The 24519-nt window shown below is 71.7% G+C and carries 23 protein-coding genes; 14 read left to right on the top strand and 9 right to left on the bottom strand.

Annotation, left to right across the window (positions count from 1 at the left end):
- Positions 1 to 240 precede the first annotated feature (240 nt).
- Positions 241 to 459, top strand: coding sequence for a DUF397 domain-containing protein (locus ACFYVL_RS32505; RefSeq protein WP_389251270.1), 219 nt, complete (start codon positions 241 to 243; stop codon positions 457 to 459).
- Between the two features lie 3 nt (positions 460 to 462).
- Here the strand turns inward: ACFYVL_RS32505 and ACFYVL_RS32500 are convergent, their stop codons facing one another.
- Complete coding sequence (locus tag ACFYVL_RS32500; protein ID WP_389251268.1) at positions 463 to 834, bottom strand: VOC family protein; 372 nt, start codon at positions 832 to 834, stop codon at positions 463 to 465.
- 101 nt (positions 835 to 935) lie between these two features.
- Here ACFYVL_RS32500 and ACFYVL_RS32495 point away from each other — a divergent pair, with 101 nt between their 5' ends.
- The 3 genes from ACFYVL_RS32495 to ACFYVL_RS32485 all read left to right on the top strand — a co-directional run bounded on the left by ACFYVL_RS32495 (position 936) and on the right by ACFYVL_RS32485 (position 4046).
- Positions 936 to 1952, top strand: coding sequence for a helix-turn-helix transcriptional regulator (locus ACFYVL_RS32495; protein ID WP_389251266.1), 1017 nt, complete (start codon positions 936 to 938; stop codon positions 1950 to 1952).
- Positions 1953 to 2435: 483 nt separating this feature from the next.
- Positions 2436 to 3137 carry an ANTAR domain-containing protein gene (locus ACFYVL_RS32490; RefSeq protein ID WP_389251263.1) on the top strand — a complete coding sequence of 234 codons (702 nt, stop codon included), beginning with the start codon at positions 2436 to 2438 and terminating at the stop codon, positions 3135 to 3137.
- A 111-nt stretch (positions 3138 to 3248) separates the two neighbouring features.
- On the top strand, positions 3249 to 4046 hold the full coding sequence (locus ACFYVL_RS32485) for a GAF and ANTAR domain-containing protein (RefSeq protein ID WP_389251262.1): 798 nt from the start codon (positions 3249 to 3251) through the stop codon (positions 4044 to 4046).
- A 91-nt stretch (positions 4047 to 4137) separates the two neighbouring features.
- Here the strand turns inward: ACFYVL_RS32485 and ACFYVL_RS32480 are convergent, their stop codons facing one another.
- Complete coding sequence (locus ACFYVL_RS32480; protein WP_389251260.1) at positions 4138 to 4353, bottom strand: hypothetical protein; 216 nt, start codon at positions 4351 to 4353, stop codon at positions 4138 to 4140.
- Positions 4354 to 4504: 151 nt separating this feature from the next.
- Here ACFYVL_RS32480 and ACFYVL_RS32475 point away from each other — a divergent pair, with 151 nt between their 5' ends.
- The 5 genes from ACFYVL_RS32475 to ACFYVL_RS32455 all read left to right on the top strand — a co-directional run bounded on the left by ACFYVL_RS32475 (position 4505) and on the right by ACFYVL_RS32455 (position 8253).
- Complete coding sequence (locus tag ACFYVL_RS32475; RefSeq protein ID WP_389251257.1) at positions 4505 to 5014, top strand: DinB family protein; 510 nt, start codon at positions 4505 to 4507, stop codon at positions 5012 to 5014.
- Between the two features lie 108 nt (positions 5015 to 5122).
- A complete protein-coding gene (gene wrbA / locus ACFYVL_RS32470) occupies positions 5123 to 5746 on the top strand; it encodes an NAD(P)H:quinone oxidoreductase (protein ID WP_389251255.1) in 624 nt (207 codons plus the stop codon).
- 142 nt (positions 5747 to 5888) lie between these two features.
- A complete protein-coding gene (locus tag ACFYVL_RS32465; protein ID WP_389251424.1) occupies positions 5889 to 7040 on the top strand; it encodes an LLM class flavin-dependent oxidoreductase in 1152 nt (383 codons plus the stop codon).
- Positions 7037 to 7696: an FMN reductase gene (locus ACFYVL_RS32460; protein ID WP_389251253.1), complete on the top strand. Its 660-nt coding sequence runs from the start codon at positions 7037 to 7039 to the stop codon at positions 7694 to 7696. Before ACFYVL_RS32465 ends, ACFYVL_RS32460 begins: the two co-directional genes overlap by 4 nt.
- A gap of 137 nt (positions 7697 to 7833) precedes the next feature.
- A complete protein-coding gene (locus ACFYVL_RS32455; RefSeq protein ID WP_389251251.1) occupies positions 7834 to 8253 on the top strand; it encodes a universal stress protein in 420 nt (139 codons plus the stop codon).
- 154 nt (positions 8254 to 8407) lie between these two features.
- Here ACFYVL_RS32455 and ACFYVL_RS32450 read toward each other — a convergent pair whose 3' ends face one another.
- The 3 genes from ACFYVL_RS32450 to ACFYVL_RS32440 form a co-directional block, all read right to left on the bottom strand.
- On the bottom strand, positions 8408 to 8737 hold the full coding sequence (locus ACFYVL_RS32450) for a hypothetical protein (RefSeq protein ID WP_389251249.1): 330 nt from the start codon (positions 8735 to 8737) through the stop codon (positions 8408 to 8410).
- Between the two features lie 438 nt (positions 8738 to 9175).
- A complete protein-coding gene (locus ACFYVL_RS32445) occupies positions 9176 to 9673 on the bottom strand; it encodes a hypothetical protein (RefSeq protein ID WP_389251247.1) in 498 nt (165 codons plus the stop codon).
- Positions 9670 to 10575 (bottom strand): hypothetical protein, encoded by a 906-nt coding sequence (locus tag ACFYVL_RS32440; RefSeq protein WP_389251245.1) that lies wholly within the window; start codon positions 10573 to 10575, stop codon positions 9670 to 9672. The genes ACFYVL_RS32445 and ACFYVL_RS32440 overlap by 4 nt, the downstream gene beginning before the upstream one ends.
- A 237-nt stretch (positions 10576 to 10812) precedes the next feature.
- Here ACFYVL_RS32440 and ACFYVL_RS32435 point away from each other — a divergent pair, with 237 nt between their 5' ends.
- Together ACFYVL_RS32435 and ACFYVL_RS32430 are read left to right on the top strand one after the other, a co-directional pair.
- A complete protein-coding gene (locus ACFYVL_RS32435; protein ID WP_389251243.1) occupies positions 10813 to 11859 on the top strand; it encodes an endonuclease/exonuclease/phosphatase family protein in 1047 nt (348 codons plus the stop codon).
- Positions 11860 to 12279: 420 nt separating this feature from the next.
- Positions 12280 to 13869, top strand: a complete 1590-nt coding sequence (locus ACFYVL_RS32430; RefSeq protein WP_389251241.1) for an alpha/beta hydrolase — start codon at positions 12280 to 12282, stop codon at positions 13867 to 13869.
- 101 nt (positions 13870 to 13970) lie between these two features.
- Here the strand turns inward: ACFYVL_RS32430 and ACFYVL_RS32425 are convergent, their stop codons facing one another.
- The 3 genes from ACFYVL_RS32425 to ACFYVL_RS32415 all read right to left on the bottom strand — a co-directional run bounded on the left by ACFYVL_RS32425 (position 13971) and on the right by ACFYVL_RS32415 (position 19028).
- The gene (locus ACFYVL_RS32425) at positions 13971 to 14759 is read right to left on the bottom strand and encodes a hypothetical protein (RefSeq protein WP_389251239.1); all 789 of its coding nucleotides are present in this window, start codon (positions 14757 to 14759) and stop codon (positions 13971 to 13973) included.
- A 240-nt stretch (positions 14760 to 14999) separates the two neighbouring features.
- The gene (locus ACFYVL_RS32420) at positions 15000 to 17090 is read right to left on the bottom strand and encodes a PhoX family protein (protein ID WP_389251237.1); all 2091 of its coding nucleotides are present in this window, start codon (positions 17088 to 17090) and stop codon (positions 15000 to 15002) included.
- Positions 17091 to 17411: 321 nt separating this feature from the next.
- Positions 17412 to 19028, bottom strand: a complete 1617-nt coding sequence (locus ACFYVL_RS32415) for an MFS transporter (RefSeq protein WP_389251236.1) — start codon at positions 19026 to 19028, stop codon at positions 17412 to 17414.
- 159 nt (positions 19029 to 19187) lie between these two features.
- On the opposite strand from ACFYVL_RS32415, the gene ACFYVL_RS32410 reads away from it, so the two are divergent.
- Complete coding sequence (locus tag ACFYVL_RS32410) at positions 19188 to 19931, top strand: TetR/AcrR family transcriptional regulator (RefSeq protein ID WP_389251234.1); 744 nt, start codon at positions 19188 to 19190, stop codon at positions 19929 to 19931.
- Positions 19932 to 20088: 157 nt separating this feature from the next.
- Here the strand turns inward: ACFYVL_RS32410 and ACFYVL_RS32405 are convergent, their stop codons facing one another.
- A complete protein-coding gene (locus tag ACFYVL_RS32405; protein ID WP_389251232.1) occupies positions 20089 to 20478 on the bottom strand; it encodes a DUF6344 domain-containing protein in 390 nt (129 codons plus the stop codon).
- A gap of 348 nt (positions 20479 to 20826) precedes the next feature.
- On the opposite strand from ACFYVL_RS32405, the gene ACFYVL_RS32400 reads away from it, so the two are divergent.
- Complete coding sequence (locus tag ACFYVL_RS32400) at positions 20827 to 22638, top strand: VWA domain-containing protein (protein WP_389251230.1); 1812 nt, start codon at positions 20827 to 20829, stop codon at positions 22636 to 22638.
- Between the two features lie 137 nt (positions 22639 to 22775).
- Complete coding sequence (metG, locus tag ACFYVL_RS32395) at positions 22776 to 24386, top strand: methionine--tRNA ligase (protein ID WP_389251228.1); 1611 nt, start codon at positions 22776 to 22778, stop codon at positions 24384 to 24386.
- Positions 24387 to 24519: the final 133 nt, after the last annotated feature.

Raw genomic sequence — 24519 nt, 5'->3', positions numbered from 1 at the left:
GCCCAGTTGGCCCGAACCACTCGTGTGGGTGACGGGGCCTCCCGGCGGGGAGCCGGTGGGGTCTGGTCAGGTCTTTCTGTTCCGCAGTACTTGAAGTTCTTTGTACGTCCAAGGGGACCGCGTCGCGGTGCACCTCGACCTGGTGCACCGGGTCGAGGCGCACCGCGACCCGGTCCGACCTGCGCGTTCGCCTCACCGGTGGGCGGCGGTACGGCACTCGGCCCAGACGGTCTTGCAGGGGTGGGGGCCGGGAGTGACACCCCACCGGTCGGAGAGCGAGGCGACGAGGAGGAGGCCGCGCCCGGACTCCTCAGCAGCGGTGACGGCAACGACTGCGTCGAGGTCGCGGCCACCCCCGGCACCGTCCACGTTCGCGACTCCAAGGACATCGACCGCCCCGCGCTCCGCTTCGCGCCCCACGCGTGGGCCGGGTTCCTCGCCTACACGGCTACGCGCTGATCCTCACCCCCCGGGGGTGAAGAAGTTGACGAGGTTGCCGTCGGGGTCGCGCAACAGCAGGGAGCGGTTTCCCCACGGCATCGTCGTCGGCTCGTTCACGAACTCCGCGTCCGTGGCGGACAGCGACTCGTACACGCGGTCCACGTCCGGCACCCGGAACTCCACGATCACGCTGTGGTTGTCCGCCGGGCGGGCGGACCCCGGTGCGAACAGCGGGACCGTCCGCGTCCCGGCAATCGCCAGCGTCGCGCACGGCGTACGGAGTTCGGCGAAGTCCTCGGTGGCCCGGTGGGCCGCCAGCCCCGTGGCCCTCTCGTAGAAGGAGACGAGCCGTGCCACGTCGGCCGTGATGATGCGGATCGAAGCGAAGTCCATGGTGTTCTCCCAGGTCGGAGGGGTCTCGTGAGCCCTGTTCTCCGTAGGCTAGGAGCAATAGAGGACACATTCGGCCCGGTATTCATGACTACCGTGTCCCCATGTCCCGGCCCACCGTGCGCGTGCTCACCCTCCTGGAACTGCTCCAGTCCGGCGGCGTCCGGACCGTCGGCGAGCTGGCCGACCGTCTCGGCGTCGACGGCCGGACCGTGCGGCGGTACGTCGCGCAGCTGGCCGACCTCGACGTACCCGTGGAAGCCGTACGGGGCCGCTACGGCGGCTACCGGCTCGGCCCCGGCCACCGGCTGCCGCCGCTGATGTTCACCGACGACGAGGCCCTGGCCGCCCTGCTCGGGCTGCTCGCGGGCCGCCGCACGGGGCTGACGGCGACCGCCGGGACGACGCACGCGACGGCGGGCGAGACGGCGGCGGCCAAGATCCGCAGGGTGCTCCCCCAGCACCTGGCGCGCAGGCTCGACGCCCTCCTGGACTCGCTCGCGTTCACCTCCGCCCCGGCGGCGTTCGCGCACCCGGACGCCGAGGTCCTGCTCGTCGTCGCCGACGCGGTGCGCCACCGCCGCCCCCTGACCGTCCGCTACACCGACCGCAACGGCCGCACCGGCGAGCGCCCCCTGCACGCGTACGGCATCGTCGCCCACTCGGGCCGCTGGTACGTCACCGGCACGGACCCCGCAATCGGGGAGGACCGCACCTTCCGGCTCGACCGCATCACGGCCGCCAGGCCGCTGCCCGGCTCCTTCGAGCCACCCGCCGGCCTCGATCCGGCACAGCGGGTGCTGACCGGGTTCGCCACGGCGGAGTACCGCCACGAGGTGACCCTGCGCATCCAGGCCACAGCCGAGCACGTCCGCATCCACCTCCCGGCCGCCGTGGCGACCCTGGAGGCGCTGGAGCCCATGGAACACCTCGTTCCGGACCCGGAATCAGCCCCTCCGGCCGTCCCCTGGCTGCGCGCCGAACTCCGGGTCGAGGACCTCCACTGGCTGCCCCCGGTGCTCGCCGCACTGGACCGCCCGTTCACCGTCGAACGCCCCGCCGAGCTGCGTGCACTCGTCATCGATTTCGCCGACCGCTTCGCCTCCCGCGCACGGTCGTAGGAATGTGCCCGGCGGCCTGGGACGGATCGGTGACGCGGGGGGCGTCGTACGGGCCCGGAACAGGACACGGCGCGTCAACACGGCCCACTGCGGCGGGCCCACCCTCACCGGTACACCCGCACGGGCGGCCGTACTGCGGCCTCGGCAGACGAGCAGGACCCCTGCCGCAAGACCGTCTTCCGTTCGCCCGGACGGCGGGCGGAAAGCCCAGCTCACGGGCTTGTCCGGGGCCGGTGCGCCGAGCAGCCGCAGGGTAGACGGAAGGCCGCCTAGCGGCCGTTCCAGCCGAAGCGGAACGGATGCCGGGCCCCGAATCCACCTCCGATCCACCGTCACTCACTGCGTGCATATGCCAGCAACTGCTTGAGAACGGCAGATTCCCTTTGGCATCCTTGGCTGAGAAATCAAGAGCGCCGTTCGGAACAGTGCGGCATCACAGGAAGAGCCGTTCGCGGACCACCACGGCGTTCGGGGTGATGACGTGTGCCTGAAGAACTCGAAGAGCTGTCGGCGCTGGTCGGCGTGCTGGGGTCCGGCGGGCCGGGCCCCTCCTCCAAGTGGGCCGCGCACTGTGCCGCGCTGCTGGAGATCGACGGGATTTCCGTCTCCAGCCGTGTCCCCACCACGGAACTCCTCTGGTTCAGCGGACAGTTGAGCGCGCCACTGGACGACCTGCAGTTCACCCTGGGAGAGGGCCCGAGCCTGGAGGCGGCCCGGGACGGTTCGCTGCATCTCCTCACCGATCTGCGGCGCATGGACGAGACCCGCTGGCCGGCTTTCCTCCCCGGTGCCCTGGAACTCGGGATACGGATGGTGTTCGCCCTCCCCTTGCGGCTCGGCGCGATAAGGGTCGGTTCACTGACCGGACACCGGTGCGAAGCACGCCCCCTCTCCGAGGTCGGGCTCTACACGGCGTTGACCCTCTGCGAGGCGCTGACGCACCACCTGCTCTCCCCGCGTCCCGCCAGTACGGGAGGAGTCCGGGCAGGCAGCGAGACGTACGGCACGCTTCACCGGGCCGTGGTGCACCAGGCGACCGGCATGGCGAGTGTCGATCTTGGCGTGGATCTTGCAACGGCTCTTGACCGATTGCGCGCTTATGCGTTTGCGCACAACCGGCCTATTGTCGCCGTTTCCCAAGACGTCGTGGCCAAGAAGCTCCGGCTGAACGACGACCGGCAGTAGAACGACCGCACAACGCCGAGCCCGGAAACACCAGTAATGCCAGAACGGCCCCTGGGAACGCCGTGAGAACAGTGAGGACCGAAGAGACTTGCGGAACGAAGGAAATCGAGCATGAACCGAGAACGTGAACTGACGCTGGCCGACACCTTCGTCGAGCTGGCCGACACTCTCGTGGACGAATTCGACGTGATCGACTTCTTTCAGCAACTGTGCGCACGCATCCGCCAGTTGCTCGACGTGTCGGCGGCGGCGGTACTCCTGGCGCCGGACGGGGAGCCGCTTCGGTCCGTCGCACCCTGCGACCCCGGGGAGCACCTCTCCGAACTGCTCGAAGCCGCCGGGGAGGAGGGCCCGGCCCTGGAGTGCCACGTCGGATCGCCGCAGGCCGACGGCCAGGGGCAGGGCGACGCGTCGCACGGGGCCGACCTGACGCGCGTCGATCTGACCCTGGCGGACGAGAAGTGGCCCGTCTTCGGTCCCCTCGCCCGGCGGGCCGGGTACACCTGGGCGTGTGCGCTGCCGCTGCGGCTGCGCGGCGAACGGCTGGGCGCCCTGTTGCTGCTGCGTACAGGCACGGAGCAGCTGTCCGACTTCGACGTACGGCTCGGACAGGCGCTCGCCGACGCCGCCGCCATCGGACTCGTGCACGAACAGACCCTGACCTCGCACCGGATCACCGCGATCCAGCTCAGGACGGCACTGGACAGCCGCATCCTGATCGAGCAGGCGAAAGGGGTACTGGCCGCGAAGATGCGGGTCGGTGTCGACGAGGCGTTCACGGTGCTGCGGTCGCACGCGCGGAACCAGGGGCTGCGGCTGACCGTGGTGGCGCGCGCGGTGGTGGACGACGGCTTCGTGCCGGGGCGCGGCAAGAAGGCCGGGCAGCCGTCGCTGGCGGAGAAGAGGTGAGGAGGGCCGGGGTCCGGTGAGGGCTGCCGGGTCGCGGCAGGAGGGCCGGGGCACGGTGAGGACGGCCGGGCCGGTCGAGGGGGCCGGCCGGTCAGGAGAAGCGGCGGACGTGCTCCTCCGTGGGCCGGAAGCGTTTCTGGCAATTGCCGCACCACCAGCGCCAGTGGTGCTCGTCCGTCTCGCGGATCTCGGAGCGGGTGTCCTTCCACAGGACGCCCTGGCGGCAGTTGGGGCAGGTCGGGGGGATGGGCGGCGGGGCCGGCACGCGGTCGGAGGCCGGCAGCCGTACGTCGATGCGTGGAGACATCCCGGCAGCGTGCACCGAGTTGGTTGTGCGCGGGGCAAGTTCGGGCAGCGGTCACTCCTTCGGGGAACCGGAATCCGGCCCCGGGGCTCATCGCTCCGGGGGACGTCCCAAATCGTTCGACATCCGGTGCGGGGGCGCTGATCATTCAGCGATGACTCGAACAGACATGCCTCCCGCCTGGGACGAGCGCTCCTCGCTGACCACCTTCCTCGACTACGCGCGCGGCGTTGCCGTCGACAAGTGCGCCGACGCCGCCGCCGAGCACATCGGCAACGCCCCGCTGCCGGGCTCGCCCCTGATGACCCTGGGCGGGCTCATCAGCCACCTGAGGTGGGTGGAGCAGTGGTGGTTCGAGGGGGTGTTCCTCGGCCGCGAGGACGACATCGAGTGGCCCTGGACGGACGAGGACCCGGACCGGGAGATGCGGCTCGGGGCGACGGCTCCGATCGACCAGCTGATCGCCGAGTACGAGGCGAAGTGCGAGGAGTACCGGGCCCTGGTGGCGGCCACGGACCTCGACGCGGTCAGCGTGCGGGAGCTCGGGCGCGGTACGCGGCCCACGCTGCGCTGGGTGCTGATGCACCTCATCGAGGAGACCTCCCGGCACAACGGGCACCTGGACGTCCTGCGGGAGCTGGCGGACGGCCGCACCGGGGACTGAGACCGGGCGGGGGCCGCCGGGCGGGGTTAGTTTGGGGATGAATGGCGGGAATGCCCGGCTTGCCGCCGCCCGCATCCGCCCCCCACCCCGTCCCCTGGAAGGCACCTCATGACGACTCCGACCAGCGTCAACGTGGCGGTCATCTACTACTCGTCGACCGGCACCATCGCCGCCCTCGCCAAGGAGATCGCCGCCGCGGCCGAGGAGGCCGGCGCCCAGGTCCGGCTGCGCAAGGCGCACGAGCTGGCGCCCCGGGCGGCCATCGAGTCCAACCCGGCCTGGGCCGCCAACGCGGACGCCACCGCCGACGTCGAGGAGGCGGCGCCCGACGACATGGAGTGGGCGGACGCCGTGATCTTCGGAACGCCCACCCGCTACGGCAACGTGTCGGCGCAGCTCAAGCAGTTCATCGACACCCTCGGCGGGCTGTGGGCGCAGGGCAAGCTGGCCGACAAGGTCTACAGCGGGTTCACCTCGTCCGCGACCCTGCACGGCGGACAGGAGTCCACCCTCCTCGCGCTCTACAACTGCGCGTACCACTTCGGCGGCATCATCGTCCCGCCCGGCTACACCCAGCCCTCCAAGTTCGAGGACGGCAACCCGTACGGCACCTCGCACGTGGACGCGCAGGGCGCCAGTCCGGTGGACGACGTGGCACGGACCGCGGCCCGGGTGCAGGCGCACCGGGTGGTGCAGTTCACCTCGGCGATCAAGGCGGGGCTGAACGCCTAGTAACCCCCTCCCGCCTGCTGGAAACCCCCTCCCACCTGCTGTTCCCGGATCGGGAATAGGCCGGGGGGCTCTCCCGTTGAGGAGGTTGTTAAATGTTCAACCTTCTGTACGACAGAGCCCAGAGGTGGCCACGATGAACGCGATGCAGTTCGGGATCTTCAGCGTCGGGGACGTCACCCCCGACCCGACGACCGGCCGCGCCCCGACCGAGAACGAGCGCATCAAGGCCATGGTCGCCATCGCGCAGAAGGCCGAGGAGGTCGGTCTCGACGTCTTCGCGACCGGCGAGCACCACAACCGCCCCTTCGTGCCGTCCTCCCCGACCACGATGCTCGGCTACGTCGCCGCGCGCACCGAGAAGCTGCTGCTCTCCACCTCGACCACGCTCATCACCACGAACGACCCGGTGAAGATCGCCGAGGACTACGCGATGCTCCAGCACCTGGCCGACGGGCGCGTCGACCTGATGATGGGGCGTGGCAACACCGGCCCGGTGTACCCGTGGTTCGGCAAGGACATCCGCGACGGCATCTCGCTCGCCGTCGAGAACTACGCCCTGCTCCACCGCCTGTGGCGCGAGGACGTCGTCAACTGGGAGGGCAAGTTCCGTACGCCCCTCCAGTCCTTCACCTCGACCCCGCGCCCGCTGGACGGTGTCGCGCCGTTCGTCTGGCACGGCTCGATCCGCTCCCCGGAGATCGCCGAGCAGGCCGCGTACTACGGCGACGGCTTCTTCGCGAACAACATCTTCTGGCCGAAGGACCACTTCCGGAAGCTGATCAACCTCTACCGCGAGCGCTACGCCCACTACGGGCACGGCACCCCGGACCAGGCCGTCGTCGGACTCGGCGGACAGGCCTTCATCCGGAAGAACTCGCAGGACGCGGTGCGCGAGTTCCGTCCGTACTTCGACAACGCGCCGGTGTACGGACACGGCCCCGCCATGGAGGACTTCATGCGCGAGACGCCGCTGACGGTCGGCTCGCCGCAGGAGGTCATCGAGAAGACGCTGACCTTCCGCGAGAGCTTCGGCGACTACCAGCGCCAGCTCTTCCTGATGGACCACGCCGGGCTCCCCCTGAAGACGGTCCTCGAACAGCTGGACCTGCTCGGCGAGGAGGTCGTGCCGGTGCTCCGCGCGGAGATGGCGAAGAACCGCCCGGCCCAGGTCCCGGACGCGCCCACGCACGCGGCGCGGGTCGCGGCGGCGCGGCAGGAGGAGGAGCTGGAGCGGGAGCTGCGGCAGGCGACGGCAGGACAGGAAGCGCTCGTGAAGGAGGTCGACGCGTCGTGAAGCTCGTGGTCGTATCGGCGGGACTGAGCACCCCGTCCTCCACCCGGCTGCTCGCGGACCGGCTCACCGAGGCGGTACGGGCCCGGCTGGCCGGCGGCGGCGCCGGCAACCCGGACGCCGTGCACCCGGACGTCGTACAGCCGGACGTCGTACACATCGACCTGCGGGACCTCGCGGTGCCGATCGCGCACCACCTGGTCACCGGGTTCCCCAACGAGGAGCTGCGCACCGCCCTGGCGGAGGTGGAGAACGCCGACGGCCTGATCGCCGTCACCCCGATCTTCACCGCCTCCTACAGCGGGCTGTTCAAGTCCTTCTTCGACCTGATCGACGTGGACCGGGCGCTCACCGCCAAGCCCACCCTGATCGCCGCCACCGGCGGCACCGCCCGCCACTCCCTCGCCCTGGAACACGCGGTGCGCCCGCTCTTCGCGTACCTGCGCGCCCAGGTCGTCCCGACGGCCGTCTTCGCGGCCTCGGAGGACTGGGGGTCGGACGGCGACGACTACACGGAGCTGCTGCCGCGCCGCATCGAGCGGGCGGCGGGCGAGCTGGCCGACCTGATGGCCGGGCGTGCGGGCGGAGCAGCCCGGAACCGGACGGAGGAGGCCGTGGTGCCGTTCGCGGAGCAGTTGGCGGCGCTGCGGGTGAAGTGAGCGGGGATTCAGGAGAGGTGAGCGGGGAACCGGGCCCGGTGGGGGTCGCCTGAGTGGCGGCCCCCGCCGGGCTTTGGTCGAATTGGCCTACTATTCGTAAAAATTCGGAATGTACGCAAACAGGTCGGAGGCCGCAAATGGCAGGCAGGATCGTCGTGGGCGTGGACGGCTCGGAGCCCTCGGTACGGGCGTTGCGCTGGGCCGCGCAGCAGGCGGAACTGACCGGAAGCGAGCTCGTGGCGGTCACCGGCTGGGAGTTCCCGATGTGGGCCGGGCTCACCCCGGAAGCCGCGGTGTACGACCCGGAGCGCGCGGCGGCGGAGATCCTCACCAAGACGGTCGAGCAGGTGCTCGGCGCGGAGGCCGCGGCCAAGGTCACCCAGCAGACGGTGCAGGGCAACGCCGCCGAGGCCCTGCTCAACCGCGCCGAGGGCGCGGACCTGCTGGTGGTGGGTGCGCGGGGCTACAGCGGGCTGAAGGCGAGCGTGCTGGGGTCGGTGTCCCTGCACGTGGTGCAGCACTCGCCGGTGCCAGTGACGGTGGTGCGGGGGGAGTAGGGCGGTCGGCGCAGGGGATCGGGCGGAGCCGGACGATACGGCTCCGCCCTTTCTGTGCGCTCGCTGGCTATTGAGAGGCGCTCGTCAGGCGCCGCTCGTCGGGCGCTGCTCGTCAGGCGCCGCTCGTCGGGCGCTGCTCGTCAGGCGCCGCTCGTCAGGCGCTGTGCGAGTAGAAGGCGTAGTACGCGGCGACGAACATGCCCGCGGCGAGGGCCAGGCCCATCACCACCGAAGTGAGGATGCTGCTGCCGCCCAGGCTGTGCAGGAACCCCATCGCGGCGCCGAAGGGCACGGCGAACGAGGTGGCGCGGATGCCGGGGGCGAGGGTCTTGGTCGTCCGCCCGACCAGGAACGCGACGGCGGCGAGCACGGCGCCCCACAGGACCCCGAACCAGACGTTCGACCAGGTCAGGGGGTTGCCGCCGCGGGCCATGAAGGCTACGTAGATGCCGTAGGTGAGGCCCAGGAGGAGGGGGATGGCCAAGCCGGCGCGGGATGCGTGGGTTGCTCTTGCGGGTACCGCTGCGTGTGCGCCCATGGGGACACCTCTCGTGCTTGCCCCCGGGGTGGGAGCTCTCCCCCCTCCCACCCAGGTCACACCCTCGGGGTGCCGGCGGCAAGTCGAGCCACCGCCACCTCCGCCTGCGGCGGGCTTGGGCCCCTCCCCACCCCTTCCCCAGACCGCTCGCCGCGGGGCCGGTGGATTCCCTGCGAGAGGCTCTCCGGTCGCTCGCGCAGTTCCCCGCGCCCCTGAAGGGGCGCGGGGAACTGCGCGAGCGGGCTCGTACCACCCGCGGATTCGCACCCCGCCGGGGAGGGCTCGCCACTCATTTCGGGAAGGGGCGGGGTGGGGTGAAGCCCCGCGCAGCGGCCCTGCCGTACGGGGCGCGGGCCCCGGACTCCTCGGCCCGCCGGCCCACGCTCAGTGGCGCAGCGCCTTCGACACCTCCGCCTTGACGCCGCCCTTCAGCGCCCGGTTGCTGCGGGCCACCGCCGTGCCCTCCTTGCCCGCCGGTACGTCCTTGACCGTCACCACGACCGTGTCCAGCAGGTTCCCGCCGTCGTCCCGGAAGTTCACCTGCACCACGTAACTCTGCTGCTTGTCCTGCTTGTTGACGGCCTTCACCTCGGCCGCACTCCGGTCCTCGTCCGTCTTCACCTCGCCCACCGAGACCTCGGACGCGGCGTCCATACCGTCCTTGACCTCCTTGAGCTTGGCCGACGCGGACGCGGACGCCGACGCGTACGCCTCCTTCGCCTTCTCCCCTATCTCCCCGGCCTTCTTCGTGGCCTCGCCCGCCTTCTCCGTGGCGTTGGAGACGACTTCCGAGGGTGACTTGTCGCCGTCCCCGCACGCGGAGACCGAGAAGGCGAGCAGGGAGGCGAGTACGGCGGCGCCGGCAGCGCGGGTGATCTTCATGCCGACCACCCTGTGTCCACCCGCTGCCGCTCGCGAGGCGAGTGGTCCGAACGAGTGCCCCGTTTCCGACGGCCCGTCAGCCACCCTGCTCCCCCGGCGACCACCGCCACCGCCAGCCCTACCACGCCCGCCACCCACGCCACCGTCCGCAGCGACGCGGTGAACGCCGCGTACAGGGCTTCGGCGGCCGGACGGCTGAGGTCGTCGGGCAGGTCGGAGAGCGCCAGGTTGTGCGCGACCGCCAGCAGCAGGGCCAGCAGCAGCGCCCCGACGAGCACGGCGAGACCGGCCAGGGCGACGGTGTGCAGGCGCCGCCCCCGTACCGCCAGGACCACCGCCGCCACCACCAGGGCCGCCACCGCCCACGGCAGCCAGCGCGCCGCCGCGCCCAGCCGCTCGTACGCACCGCGCCACTCGTCGAGGCTTTCGGTGCGTACGAGTTCGATGTCCGTGTGGACGACGGGGAGCTGTCCGGCCAGCGGCACCTTGTCGGCGGTCAGCCGGGCCTTGAGCTCCTCGGTGACCGGGGCCAGGTCGAGGGTGACGGCGTCGCCGCTGCCCCGGGGCGCGGTGAGGGCGTCGCGGAAGGCGTCGTGGGTGACGCGGCTGACCGTGTTCCACGCCTTGCGGTACGCGTCGGTGCCGGTGAACGAACGCACCGCCTCACCGAGCATCCGCCCGGCCCCTTCCTGGAGCGGCCCGAGGTCGACCTGCCGCATGACCTCGGTGGTGAGGCGGGTGGCGACGGCCTGCTGCACGTCGGTGTCGTCGGCGAGCGGGGCCATGGTCGCCACGAACCGCCCGGTGTCGTCGATCTCGCGCTCGGCCCACACCGCGACGGCCGCACAGGGCAGGAGCAGTGCCGCCAGGACGAGGAACACGACGGGCAGGAAGCGACGCATACCCCCACCCAAGAGGAGCCCCGGACAACCCGCGAGCGGAACGGGTCCGGAATGATGAGCCGGGCACCCGTGCCCGGGGTCCTGGGCCCCCGGGTCGCGCGCGGGCCGCCGAAGCCGGGCCCTCCTGCGGGCCGCCGAAGCAGCCCGCACCGCCCCCGCCGAGGCCGTCCGCGCGAGAGGATGCCGTGTGTCGGCCGGTATACCGGGCGTTCCGGGGCGCTTCACGGGGGAGAACCAATGGACACACCAGACACGCGCGGCGCCGGGGCGGGCCGGGGCAGCACCGTCGTCAGTGACGGCGACAGCGGCGTGGGCCCTACCGTCGGGCGCCGCCCGCGTCCCCTCCTCAGCTGGGCCTCCGCCCTCCTGCTCACCGGCACCGGGATCGTCGTCGGGTGCCGTGCCCTCGGCATCGACGCCGTCACCCCCGTCCCCCAACTCCTCGCCTTCCTGCCCTGGTTGCTGGTCCCCACCGGCTGCGCGCTGCTCCTCGCCCTGCTCGCCGGAAGGCCCGTCCTGATCGGTCTGGCCCTCCTCGTCGCCGCCGTGAACAGCTGGTTCCTGCTGCCGTACGAACCGGCGGGCGCGGCGGTGGACGACGGGCCCGTGGTCGCCCGGCTCCGCGTTCTCGCCGCGAACGTCGAGTTCGGCCGCGCCACCCCGGGTCTCATCAGCGCCGTACGCAGCGAGAAGCCGGACCTCGTCTTCGTCCCGGAGTGCGACCACGGCTGCGCGCGCTCCCTCGCCACGGAGCTGCCGGCCGCCGCGTACCCCTACCGCAAGGTCGTCGCGCGGGGCGGCGCGGAGGGGTCGGCGATCCTCAGCACGTATCCGCTGAAGCCCGCCGAGGGAATCGCCTCGACCCTCGCCATGCCGGGTGCGGTGGCCGTCGTGGGCGGTCAGCAGGTCCGCGTCCAGCTCGCCCACCCGCTGCCGCCGGTACCCCGGCATCTGGGCACGTGGCGGACCGAACTGGAGGCGATCCGGGCGTACGTCGCCGGAGGCGGCGGCCCCACCCTCGTCGCGGGCGACTTCAACGCCTCGCAGGACCACGCCGCGTTCCGGCGGGTGCTGGACGCGGGGGCGGGGCTCCGGGACAGCGCGGCAGCGGCCGGGGCCGCACGTACCCCGACCTGGCCGGCGAAGACCCTGCCCGTCCTGGGCACACAGATCGACCATGTGCTGGTCAGCCGGGAGTTCAGCGTCCGGAACGTCCGCTTCCTGGACCTCCCCCAAACCGACCACCGAGCCCTCCTGACCGACCTGCAACTCCACACCCCGTAACTCGCCCGCTGCCGAGCCCGCCTTGGGCGGCGGTGCCGCCCCGCCCGAGCCCCCTTGGGCGGCGGGGCCGCCCCCCGGGGGCGGAACGGGCGGGCAAGGGGGCGGCCCCCGGCGGAGCCGAACCCCATTCCCGGCCCCGCCCGGCCCCGGCCCGCCGCTCCGCACCCAAGTGGCCCGCTGCGCGGAGCCTCACCCCACCCCGCCCCTTCCCGAAACCGGAGCTCCGCCCCGGACCCCGAGTGGCGAGCCCACCAGGGGAGAGTGCGCACGCGCGGGAGGAGCGTGGTTGCTCGCGCAGTTCCCCGCGCCCCTGACGGGGCGCCCCCCGACCCATCCGGCCCACCCAGGATGCGCCCCACCCCCACCCCACCCAAGCTGACCGAGACCACCACCCACCCCGCGGGAAAGGGGCCCGGCAAAGTGCCACCACACACCCACCGCGCCCTCACCCGCCCCCTCCTGATCACCCTCGCCCTCCTCCTCACCACCCTCACCGCCTGTAGCACCCCCACCCCCGAAACACCCCCCTCCCCCACCCACACCGGCACCGCCACCAGCACCAACACCGGGCCCCCACCCCCGCCTGCCCCACCCCGCCCCGAATTCCAGTCCGACTGGGCCGACTGTCCCCTGACCGGTCAGCCCACCCGCGAGTGCGCCACCCTCAAGGTCCCCGTGGACGCCGCGAAACCGGACTCGGGGAGCACCGCGCTCGCCATCTCCCGCGTCCCCGCGACCGACCGCCGACGGCGCATCGGCGTACTGCTGATCGACCCGGGCGGGCCCGGCCTCCAGGGCCGGTACACCGTGGCCAACCTGCTGCCGCCCCAGTTCCGCGCCCTGTTCGACATCGTCGGGTTCGACCGCCGGGGCTCGCACGCCTCCACCCCCGACGTCGACTGCGGCGAGCCCGGCGAGGCCGTCGAGAAGCTGAGGGAGGGCAACACCCTCGTCCCCACCTCCGTGGACCTCACCGCCGTCACCGCCGAGGTGAAGAAGTACGCGGCTGCCTGCACGAAGAAGTACGGCCCCCTGACCGGCCACCTCGGCACCAAGTCCGCCGCACAGGACGTGGAGGCGATCCGCAGGGCGCTCGAAGAGGACCGGATCAGCCTGCTCGGCATCTCGTACGGGACCCTGCTCGGCCAGCAGTACCTGGCCACCCACCCCGACCGAGTGCGCGCCGCCGTCCTGGACGGGACCGCCGACCCGGACCGTACGGGCCCGGCGGAGGCCGTCGGCTCCGTCCTCGACCTGGCGGACGCCGGCTCAGCCCGCGACAAGAACGCGAAGACCCGGCAGGCCGAGCAGGTCAGGGCCGCGCTGAGCGGCTTCCTGCCCTGGTGCAGGGGGGCGGGGCCCGCCGAGTGCGCCCTCGCCGAGAACCCGCTGGACGCGGTCACCGCGGTGTTCGCCAAGTCGCCCGACCTGGTCAGGTCGGTGAACGCGGTGTCCCAGGACCCGGCCCTGTGGCCCGGGTTCGCGCGCGCCGTCGACAAGGCCTCGGACAGTACGGCGGGTGCCACCGACGACCTGCGGAAGTTCGCCGACCGCAAGGCGCCCGCCGACCTCGCCCAGGCGCTCAGGCCCGTACCGAACAGCCTCGCCTTCGACCTCGCCAACAAATGCACCGACTTCCGCTGGCCGCAGGACACCAAGGCCCTGCTCGACGAGGTCGCCGCCACCGCCGAGAAGGCCCGCAACGAACCCGCGGGCCCCTCCGTGGCGGCCGACTTCGCCCCCTGCGCCGCCTGGCCCGGCACCGGATCGCCGCTCGGGGCCGTCAAGGCGCCGTCCGGGCCGCGCCCGCTGATCGTCAGCACCGAGAAGGACCCCCGCACCCCGCTCGCGGGCGCCGAGAAGGTGGCCTCCCGGCTGAACGCCCCGCTCCTGAAGGTCGGCGGCGACCTCCACGGCGTCACCACGCAGGGCAACGAATGCGTCCAGGCCGCCCTGGTACGGGTCCTGGTCGAGGGCAGCGCCCCGAAGGCGGGGAAGTGCCCGGCGTGAGGGGCTGAACGCACGGGCCGAAGCCCGCCCCCGGTCGCACCGCGCCGACGCGCTCACGCCCTCAATCACTCACACCCTCACGCGCTCAATCGCTCACGCCCTCAGAAGCCGAACTTCCGTACCCAGATGGTGTTCTCCCGCCCCCGGTGGAACAACGCGAGCCGCCCCGGTCCCGGCGCCGCCGTCGCCGTACCGCTCCAGGCGATGCCGCCCATGTTCTCCCAGCCGGACCAGCCGCCCGCGAACCACTTGTGGTACACCGCGCGGTCCAGGCCCGTATGGAAGAGGTCCAGTCGGCCGGGGCCCCAACTGGCCACCGAAGGGGCGTCGTTGGTGATTCCCTGCATGTCCTCCCAGCCGTTGGACCAGGAGCCGTTGTCGAACCACTTGTGCCAGATCGCGCGGTTCCCGTACCCGACGCCGAAGACGTCGATGCGGCCCGGTGCCCAGCTCGCGGCGGCGACGCCGTTGCCGAACTGGCCGCCCAGGTTCTCCCAGCCGTTCGACCAGACGCCGTTCTCGAACCACTTGTGGCCCAGGGCGCGTCCGTCGCCGGTGCCCACCTTGAAGAGGTCCATCCTGTTCGGGCCCCAGGAGCAGACGGCGATCGGCCACTGCGACTGGCAGTCGAAGGGGTACCAGCCGCTCCAGGGGGTGGCCTTGAGGGAGTTGTAGGTGTTGCGGTGGCCGAAGTGGAAGAAGGCCTCGATGTTCTCCTGCCGCATCGAGACCACGGCCGGTGGAATGCCCAGCGAGCCGGGCGCGCCGAGCTTCTCCCAGGGATCGGCCGACCACGGGTCCGCCTTGCGGACGGCCAGGTAGTCGGGGCCGATCGAGAAGAGTTCGATCCGGCCGTACGCCCGCGCGCACGCCGAGGGGTAACCGGTCACCCGCCCCGGAACCTCCCACCAGTCGGTCCAGCCACCCACGCGAACCACCGCCCCTGAACGCCCGTGCCCGTGCTCCGGTGTCCATGGACCCACAGGGGAAGTGATCCTTTCCAGCCCCGGGAAGGCGTATTTCCGCCGGTTTCGTCCCGGGGCGGGGGAGTGCGGCGCCGCCCGTTCCGGAACGGGCGACGGCCCCGCCCCACGAGGGGGCGGGGCCACTACGGGACCTCGGGAGGCGGATCAGACGCCGATGTCGGCGCCGTCCTTGCGCCAGACCGAGACGACCGCCGGGCGCACCAGCTTGCCCGGACCGTCCGGCCACGTGGAGCCCGGCTTCTCGACGGAGGCGCCGTCCAGCTCGCCCGGGTGCTGCACCGCGACCAGGACGCGGTTGTCCTGGATGAGCGGACCGCAGGTCTCCGCACCCTTCGGCACGGTGAGGAACTGCTTCAGCTCGCCCCGGCGCTCACCGGAGACCGCGACGCCGAAGAGGCCGTCGTGGGTGCCGAGCTGGTTGCCGTCGGTGGAGATCCACAGGTTGCCGTGCGGGTCGAAGGCGACGTTGTCCGGGCAGGAGATCGGCGACACCCGGTCCTTGGGGAAGCCCGCGAAGTAGGTGGCCGGGTCCTTCGGGTCGCCGGCGACCAGGAACAGGCTCCAGGCGAAGCGGGTCTGCGCCGGGTCGTTGCGGTGCTCGGCCAGTTCGAGGATCTGGCCGTGCTTGTTCTGGTTGCGCGGGTTGGCCTCGTCCGCGCCGGGCTTGCCGGGCTTGCCGCGGTCGGTGTTGTTGGTGAGGGCGACGTACACGCGGCCCGTGCGCGGGGACGGCTCGACGTCCTCGGGGCGGTCCATCTTGGTGGCGCCGACCTTGTCGCCCGCGAGGCGCGTGAAGACGTACACCTCCTCGGCGGTCATGCCGGGGACGTGCGACCTGTCACCGGTGGCAAGCGGGATCCATACGCCGCTGCCGTCGAACTCGCCGTCCGAGGGGTGCTTGCCGGTGCCGTCGATCTCGGTGGTCGGAGAGTCGCCGGTCAGCTTGGCGACGTACAGGGTGCCCTCGTCGAGGAGGGTCAGGTTGTGCTCGCGGGCGGCCCGCGAGCTGCCCTTCTTCATCCGCTTCGAGGAGACGAACTTGTAGAGGTAGTCGAAGCGCTCGTCGTCGCCCATGTAGACGACGGGGCGGCCGTCGTCCGTCAGCCGGGGCTGCGCGGCCTCGTGCTTGAAGCGGCCGAGCGCGGTCCGCTTGCGCGGGGTGGAGTCCGGGTCGTACGGGTCGAGCTCGACGACCCAGCCGTGCCGGTGCGACTCGTTCGGCTCCTGCTTCACGTCGAAGCGCTTGTCGAACCGCTCCCACTTGCGCTCGGTCTCGCCCTTGCCGATGCCGTAGCGCTTGTCGGTGGGGCTGGCGTCGTGGTCGGCGTTGGCGAAGTAGCCGTTGAAGTTCTCCTCGCCGTGCAGCGTGGTGCCCCACGGGGTGGTGCCGCCGGCGCAGTTGGCGAAGGTGCCGAGGACCTTGCGGCCGGTCGGGTCGGCCGAGGTGCGGAGCAGCTTGCTGCCGGCCGCCGGGCCGGTCAGCCGCATCGGGGTGTCGGCGGTGATGCGGCGGTTGAGGTGGTGGCGGGGGACCGCGACGAGGCCGTTGCCGCGACGGGTCTCCTCGACGACCACGACGCCCAGGCCGTGCGCGGCCTTGCCGATCTCGACCTGCTCGCGGGTCGGGTTCTTGGCGTCGTACCCGCGGAACATCAGGTTCTCGTCGGTGTACTCGTGGTTGGCGACCAGCACCTGACGGCCGCGCTCGCCGCGCAGCGGCAGCAGCGAGAGGAAGTCGTTGTTGTAGCCGAACTGACCGGCCTGCGCCTTGGCGGTCTGGTTCTCCGGGTCGAAGGCGGGGGCGCCGCGCAGGATCGGGTCGCCCCAGCGGATCACCACGTTCTGGGTGTAGCCCTCGGGGACGGTGACCTTGTCGTCGGTGTTGGGGGCGACCGGGGTGAAGCGCAGACCGCGGGCGGCCTTGCCCTTGGAACCGTGCCCGCCGCCGTGGCCGCCGTGGCCGTGGCCGCCGTGGCCGTGGCCCGCCGCGACCGCCTCCGGGGCCTGGGCCGTCGTCAGCGCCGTACCGGCGGCAGCCGCGACCGTGACGACGGCCGCCGCGCGCATCATCGAACGGCGCGAAAGCGCCCCCGCGATGACATCGCCGACGTACTCGTTGTCACTGGTGTTCGGGACTTCCTGGAAGCAGGCGTCGCCACAGCGGTAACGGCACGTCAGCGCGGAGCGCGCGCCCCCGTGCGACGACGGGTTGAGCAGCGGCAGCAGGTTGCGCACGGTCGGTCCCCTCCGGATGGGTTGCCCGCGGATACGTACGCACCTACGTACGAAATGGGCAGTTGGCTTTCGGCCGTGACACTAGGTGCCCCACGGGGCGCACCCGGGGCACTGCGGATGAACGAAGGGTGAAGTCCAGCCGACCGGCACACACGCGCGCACGGCCGGGTCACCCGAAAGCCCCCGGCTCCCGGACCGTGGCACGGTCCGGGAGCCGGGGGGCGGAGAGCGGTCGTACGGGGTGGTGCGGGGCGGTACGTGGTGGTACGGGGCGTATGGGATGGTGTGGGGCGGTACGTGATGTACGGGCGGTACGTGGGGTCAGCGGGCGGTGCTCATCAGCGGCTGCTCCGCCGCCCCCGGCCGCTCGTCCGCGTCCTCCACCGGCGCGGGCTCCTCGCCCCGCTCCGCCTGACCCGGGCCCTTCTTCGCGTCCCGCATCATCACGAAGGCCAGTACCGCGGCCGCGACCACACCCACCGCGCTGAGCAGGAACGTGGTGTTCATGCCCGAGGTGAACGCCTCCCGGGCCGTCCGGGCCAGCACGCCGTCCCCGTTCCGGGCCGCGAGGGCCAGCGCCTCGCTGATCGAGTGGCGGGCCGCCTCCGGTGCCGCCTCCGGCATCGCGGCGGTGTAGCCGGTGGCCAGGATCGAACCGAGGGCCGCGACGCCGAGCGCCGCACCGGCCTGCTGGATGGTGTCGTTGAGCGCCGAGCCGACACCGGCGTGCTCGGCCGGAATCGCACCCATCAGCGCGGTGATCGCGGCCGGCATCGCCAGACCCGCACCGGCACCGATGGCGACCATGCCGCCCGCCAGGAGGGCGTAGCTGTCACCGGGGTTGAGCGAGGCGAGGGCGACGAACCCGCCCGCCAGGACGACCAGGCCGATCGCGGCCATGGCCCGGTTGCCGATCCGCTGGCCGAGGGTGGCGCCGAGGCCGTTGCAGGCGAGGGCGGCGACGGCCATCGGGATGAAGGAGGAGCCTGCCTCGGTGGGCGAGTAGCCGAGCACGAACTGCACGTACTGGGTGACGACCAGCAGCAGACCGCCGTTGCCGACCTGCACCAGGGTGAGCGAGAGGCTGCCGCCCGCGAAGTTGCGGTCCTTGAAGAGGCGCAGCGGAACCATCGGCGACTCGGCCTTCAGCTCCCAGACGACGAACACGGTCAGCGTGACGACGGCGACGGCCAGCGAGACCAGGGTGGAGGTGTGCGAAAGACCGCCCTTGGGAAGCTCGTTGATCGTCCAGACCAGTGCCACCATGCCGACCACCGACAGCACCGCGCCGACCGGATCGGCCTTCTTCCAGGGGCCCTTGGACTCCGGCATCAGGACGAGCGCGGCGACGATGGCCAGGAGCGCCACCGGGACGTTGATCAGGAAGACCGCGCCCCACGAGAAGTGGGTGACCAGCGCACCGCCGAGCACCGGGCCGCCGATCAGGCCGAGCATCGACACGGAGCCCCAGACGGCCATCGCCTTGCGCAGTTCGTCGGCGGCGAAGACGGTCATCAGGATGGAGAGGGTACTGGGCATGATCAGCGCGCCGCCGATCCCCATCGCCGTGCGGGCGGCGATGAGTTGGGCCGGTTCGGTGGCGAACGCCCCGCCCAGTGAGGCGAGTCCGAAGAGCGCGAGTCCGATCACCATCACCCGGCGCCTGCCGAACCGGTCGGAGAGGCTGCCCGAGGTGAGGAGCAGTCCCGCGAAGACCAGGATGTAGGACTCCAGCACCCACTGGATGTGCTGCGGGCTCGCCCCGAGGTCCTCGGAGAGGGCCGGGACGGCGACGGTGAGCGCCATGTTGTCGATGACCAGCACCAGCGTGGCCAGGCACAGCACCACCAGGATGATCCAGCGGCGCGGATCGCGCTCGACCGGCCGTGCGCTCGTCCCTGCCGCGGCTGTCCGCTCGGACGGCTCTGCGTTCTTCATGACCAACCTCCCCTGTGCGACGCCCTGCCGGGCGAGGCGTACGGCGTACTCTCGTTGCGAACACTGTACGCATTGCGCACGGTGTGCGCAATGGGCAAACGGCGTGCGCTACGGTGGGGCTCAGCAGAACGGGAAGCACCGAGGAGAGGGAGGCCCGCCATGGCCCCGGCCGAGAAGACCCCGGAGATCGCGTCCGTGTGGACGCGCCCGCGCACCAAGCAGCGGGAACAGCTGAGCCGGGAGCAGATCGTCGCGGAGGCGGTACGACTGCTGGACGCCGACGGCATCGAGTCCTTGAGCATGCGAAAGCTCGGCACCCGCCTGGGCGCCGGCGCGACGTCCCTCTACAGGCACGTCGCCAACAAGGACGAGCTCATCGAGCTGGTCGTGGACGAGGTCTACGGGGAACTGGAAGTCCCGGACGTGGACGCTTCGCCGGGGTGGCGTGCCGCGGCCGTGAGCAGTGCCTACAGCCTGCGGGCGATGGTGCTCCGCCACCCGTGGATCGCTTCCGTACTGGGTCAGGTGGGTCTGGTCCACCTGGGGCCGAACGTCATGCGTACTTCGGAACGACTGGCCGCCGTCATCCACTCGGCCGGTTTCGAGGGCGAGGAGACGGAACTGGCCATGAGCACGGTCTTCTCGTACGTCATCGGGGTCGCGACCAGTGAGGCCGCCTATCTCTCGATGATCGCGCGCAGTGGCCGCAGCGAGGAGGAATGGGTGGACAGTCTGACGGCCGCCGCTGCCGCACGTGCCTCGAAGGAGGAGTATCCGAGGCTCAGCGAAGGGCAGAACCATCATCGGGGGAGGAGTCCCGAACAGACCCGGGACGCGAAGTTCGACTACGGACTTCAGCGGACCCTGGACGGGCTGGAGTACAGGCTCGGAACGCTTTCCTGACGTCTTGCGGTTGTTCTCTTCGGTCCTGCGCGACCGTCTCTCGGTGGCCGCGGGGCGTGATGCCCGTCGTGGCCACGGGGTGTCCGGCCGTGGAGCGTCGGCTCCTGGGTGTCGCGTCCCTGACGCGGTGTGCGTCGGACGCCGGTGCCCAGGTGGCTCAGGCGGCCGTTTCGAAGTCGTCGCGGCCGAGGGCGTCCCGGGCGAGGGAGTTCGTACGGTCGAGGGCCGGCACCTGGCGGACCGACGGGGAGCCGCCGTGCGCCTCGGCGCGGATGCGCTGCTTCATGGTCGGCGGCACGGAGCGCATCACGCCGTCGGCGGACCAGCGTGTGGAGACGGCGGACTCGGCGGCACCTCCGCCCGGCGAGAGCAGCCGTTCCAGGAGGGACGGGGTCGCCGGGGCCTGGGCCGGCGACTGCGGGGCGTCGGCGGGGCCACCGGTGGTGGTGTCGGCGGGAACGGTGGCGGCGTTCGCCGGAGCGGCGAAGCCGAGCGTCGCGAGGAGCGCGACGATCGCGCTGAGCAGAGCGGTCCACATCGTCTTCATTGCAGGACTCCTTGAGTCGGGCAGGTCATGCGGTTCGGGTGGGTCGGACCGTTCGGGAGAACGGGTCGAAGCGGTTTCCGGGATGTCCGGTTTTCGTACTTTCCTCATGATGCGGACGACGCACGAGAAGGCACGGACCGCCACTCCGATTCGCAGTTCTTCGGACAAACCCCACCCGTCCGGCGCAATCGGGAGCTGGGAACGTGGATGCCCGGGGCCACGGAAGCCACTGCTCCGGCCGGTGGAACGCGGCCGCTAACCTTACGTGTCACCCCTGGTCAGGGATCAATCCCGCCAGTCATGGACATACAACGCACCCCACTCACTCTCACTCGAAAGGCCTCGCCCATGGGCATTCGGAGCTTGCTGCGCAAGGTGTTTGGCGGCCGGTCGGAGCAGAACTCGGAGCAGACCAACGAGTCGTCAGCTCCCTCGGTCCCGTCCCAGACCGAGCGCACGCAGGGGGCCGCCGAATCGGCCGACGCCCGGGGTGCGGAGCGTCCGGAGAGCGCGGATTCGGTGAAGTCGCGTGCGGAGGAGGCGAGTTCGAAGCCGTCCGCGAAGCCGGAGAAGGATGCGGACGCGGCGGCGGACGAGTCGCGGGGCAGCCTGGCGGCGGATCTGGTGGCCGAGGCCTTCGACAAGCCGAAGTCGGCACCGGCCCCGCGCGAGAAGAGCGTGCCGTCCCAGTCGACCGCCGAGAAGAAGGCGGAGCAGACCGAGCAGGCCGAGCAGGTCGAGTCGGTAACCGCCCTCATTCCTGGCCAGGTTGAGCCGGAGACGGCAGCGGACGCGGAAACGACGCCCCCGGTCGTGGCGGAACCCCCCGCGCCGAAGGCGGAGGAGCGGGCACCGGAGCAGGCCGAGGACACGGCCACCCCCGCGCCGGAGCCGACGACTGCCCCCGAGGCAGAACCGCTGGCCGAACCCACCACCGAGCGGGAGGCTGCCGCCGAGCCGGAGGCTGCCGCCGAGCCGGTCGCCGAGGCCATCGTGGAGCCCGAGGCCGTCGCGGAGCCCGAGGCCGTCGCGGAGCCCGAGACCGCCGAAGCCCAGGCCGCCTCCGAGTCCGAGGGCGCCACGGCAGAGGCCGTGGCCGCCGAAGCCGCACCCGTGACGGAGCCCGAATCCGAGGGCACCAAGGCTGAGGCCACCGCCGCAGAAGCCGCACCTGTGGCGGAGCCCGAGCCGAAGGCCACCGCCACCGAGCCGGAGCCCGAGCCGAAGCCCGTGGCCGCCGCCGAGGCAGAGCCGGTCGCAGAGCCGGTCGTCGAGCCCGAGCCGGAGCCCGTCGCAGCAGCCGACGCCAAGCCCGTCGCCGAGGCCGTGCCCGCAGCGGAGTCCGAGCCGAAGCCCGAGCCCGTCGCCGAGGCCGAGCCGGCCGCTGAGCCCGAGACGGCTGGCCAGGCCGAGCCGGAGCCCGTCGCCGCCGAGGCCGGGGCCGCGTCCGAGGCGGTCGGGGAACCTGCCCGCGTCGCCGGGCCCGCTTTCAGTGCCGCGCAGGTCAAGGCCCGTACCGCCAAGATCTCCGCCGCGTACCGGGCCGCCGGGAGCGCGCTCAAGAAGGTGGAGGCCGAGGGGGCCCGTGCGCGGGTGTACCTCGTGCTGGACCGGTCCGGGTCGATGCGTCCGTACTACAAGGACGGCAGCGCCCAGAAGCTCGGCGAGCAGGCGCTCGCGCTCTCCGCGCACCTCGACGGCAGCGGCGTCGTACCGGTCGTCTTCTTCTCGACCGACATCGACGGCACCGGCACGATCACCCTCGACGACGCCGAGGGGAAGATCGACACCCTGCACGCCGGCCTCGGGCACATGGGGCGCACCAGCTACCACCGGGCCGTCGAGGAGATCGTCGAGCACTACGAGAAGAGCAAGGGGGAGGGCGAGTACGACGGCCCCGCCCTGGTGATCTTCCAGACGGACGGGGCGCCGGAGGCCAAGGGCGCCGCGACCGCCGCACTGGCGGAGGCGGCCCGGCTGCCGCTGTTCTGGCAGTTCGTGGCCTTCGGCGACACCGACGCCAAGGGCTTCGACTACCTGCGCAAGCTGGACGTGCCGAACGCCGCCTTCTTCCACGCGGGCCCCGCCCCCGCCGACCTCACCGACGCCGCCCTGTACAAGGGGCTGCTGGCGGGCTCGGCGGAGTGGCTCAAGGGCTGACCCGTACGGCGGGAACACACGGAGGGCCGTCCCCGGTGGGCGGCCCTCCGCCCGTGTGCGGCCCGCCACGGCCCGGTGCGGGCCGCTCGGGCTTTATGCGGGTGAGGAGGCCCCGTACCGGCGATTAAGATTTCCGCATGGCGGCCACTGGAATCGAGAAGCAGGGGGCGGCGGCGTACTACGTCACGACCCCCATTTACTACGTCAACGACGCTCCTCACCTGGGCCACGCCTACACGACCGTCGCAGGCGACGTGCTCACGCGCTGGCACCGTCAGCGCGGCGAGAAGGTGTGGTACCTCACCGGCACGGACGAGCACGGTCAGAAGATCATGCGCACTGCCGAGGCGAACGGGGTCACGCCCCAGGAATGGTGCGACAAGCTCGTGGAAGAGGCCTGGAAGCCTCTCTGGGAGCACCTGAACATCGCGAACGACGACTTCATCCGGACGACGGAGAAGCGTCACACGGACCGCGTCCAGGAGTTCGTGCAGGACCTGTACGACAAGGGCGAGATCTACAAGGGCGGCTACGAGGGCCCGTACTGCGTGGGCTGCGAGGAGTACAAGCTCCCGGGCGATCTCATCGAGGCGGAGGACGGGACGAAGCTCTGTCCCATCCACAAGAAGCCGGTGGAGATCCTCAAGGAGGAGAACTACTTCTTCAAGCTGAGCGAGTACGGCCCGAAGCTGCTGGAGTTCTACGAGGCCAACCCCGGCTTCATCCAGCCGGAGTCCGCGCGCAACGAGGTCGTGAACTTCGTCAAGCAGGGCCTCCAGGACCTGTCGATCTCCCGCTCCACCTTCGACTGGGGCGTCCCGGTCCCGTGGGACGACAAGCACGTCATCTACGTGTGGGTCGACGCGCTCCTCAACTACGCGACGGCGGCCGGCTACGGCTTCGACGAGGAGAAGTTCCAGTCGGTCTTCCCGGCCGACGTGCACCTCGTCGGCAAGGACATCCTGCGCTTCCACGCGGTGATCTGGCCCGCGATGCTGATGGCGCAGGGCCTCCCGCTGCCCGGCAAGGTCGTCGCGAACGGCTGGCTGATGGTCGGCGGCGAGAAGATGTCGAAGTCGAACCTGACCGGCATCAAGCCGCAGGACCTGACCTCGCACTTCGGCGTGGACGCCTACCGCTGGTACTTCCTGCGCGCGATCACCTTCGGCAGCGACGGCTCGTTCTCGTGGGAGGACTTCTCCGCCCGCTACACGTCCGAGCTGGCCAACGACTACGGCAACCTCGCCTCCCGCGTGGCCGCCATGGTCGGCAAGTACTTCGGCGGCACGCTGCCCTCGGCGGACGCCCCCGGCGACGCCGAGCAGGCGGTACGCGACGGCCTCGCGAAGGCCGTCGCCGAGGCCGACCGGCTGATCGGCGACGAGCAGGACTTCCAGGGCGGCATCCTGGCGATCTTCGACTTCGTGAAGCAGGTCAACGGCTACATCACGGAGCAGGAGCCGTGGAAGGTCGCCAAGGACGACTCGGCGGAAGGCCGGGCCCGTCTCGCGACGATCCTCTACACCTCGGCCGAGTCGCTGCGCGCCATGGCCGTCCTGCTGAACGCGATCATGCCGGAGACGTCCCAGAAGCTGTGGGACTCGCTCGGTGCGGAGGCGGCCGGTCTCGGCGCGCTCGCCGACCAGCGCGTCCAGGACGCGGCCGACTGGGGCCGGCTGCCGGCGGGGGCGACGGTGACGAAGGGCGCGGTGCTGTTCCCGCGCCTGGAGGAGCCGAAGAAGGACTGATACGGGGTACGAGGGGGGGCGGGGCCCCCCGGGGGGGGGGGCCCGCCCCCCCCCGGGGGGGGGCCCCCCCCCCCCGGGTGGCCCCCCCCCCCCCCGCGGTGCCCCCGGCCGCCCGCCCCAACCCCCCCCCCCC

Source organism: Streptomyces sp. NPDC004111, from assembly GCF_042874215.1.
Taxonomy (GTDB): domain Bacteria; phylum Actinomycetota; class Actinomycetes; order Streptomycetales; family Streptomycetaceae; genus Streptomyces.
Note: the sequence above shows the minus strand (reverse complement) of the source record. Positions and strands in the feature narration are given on the sequence as shown.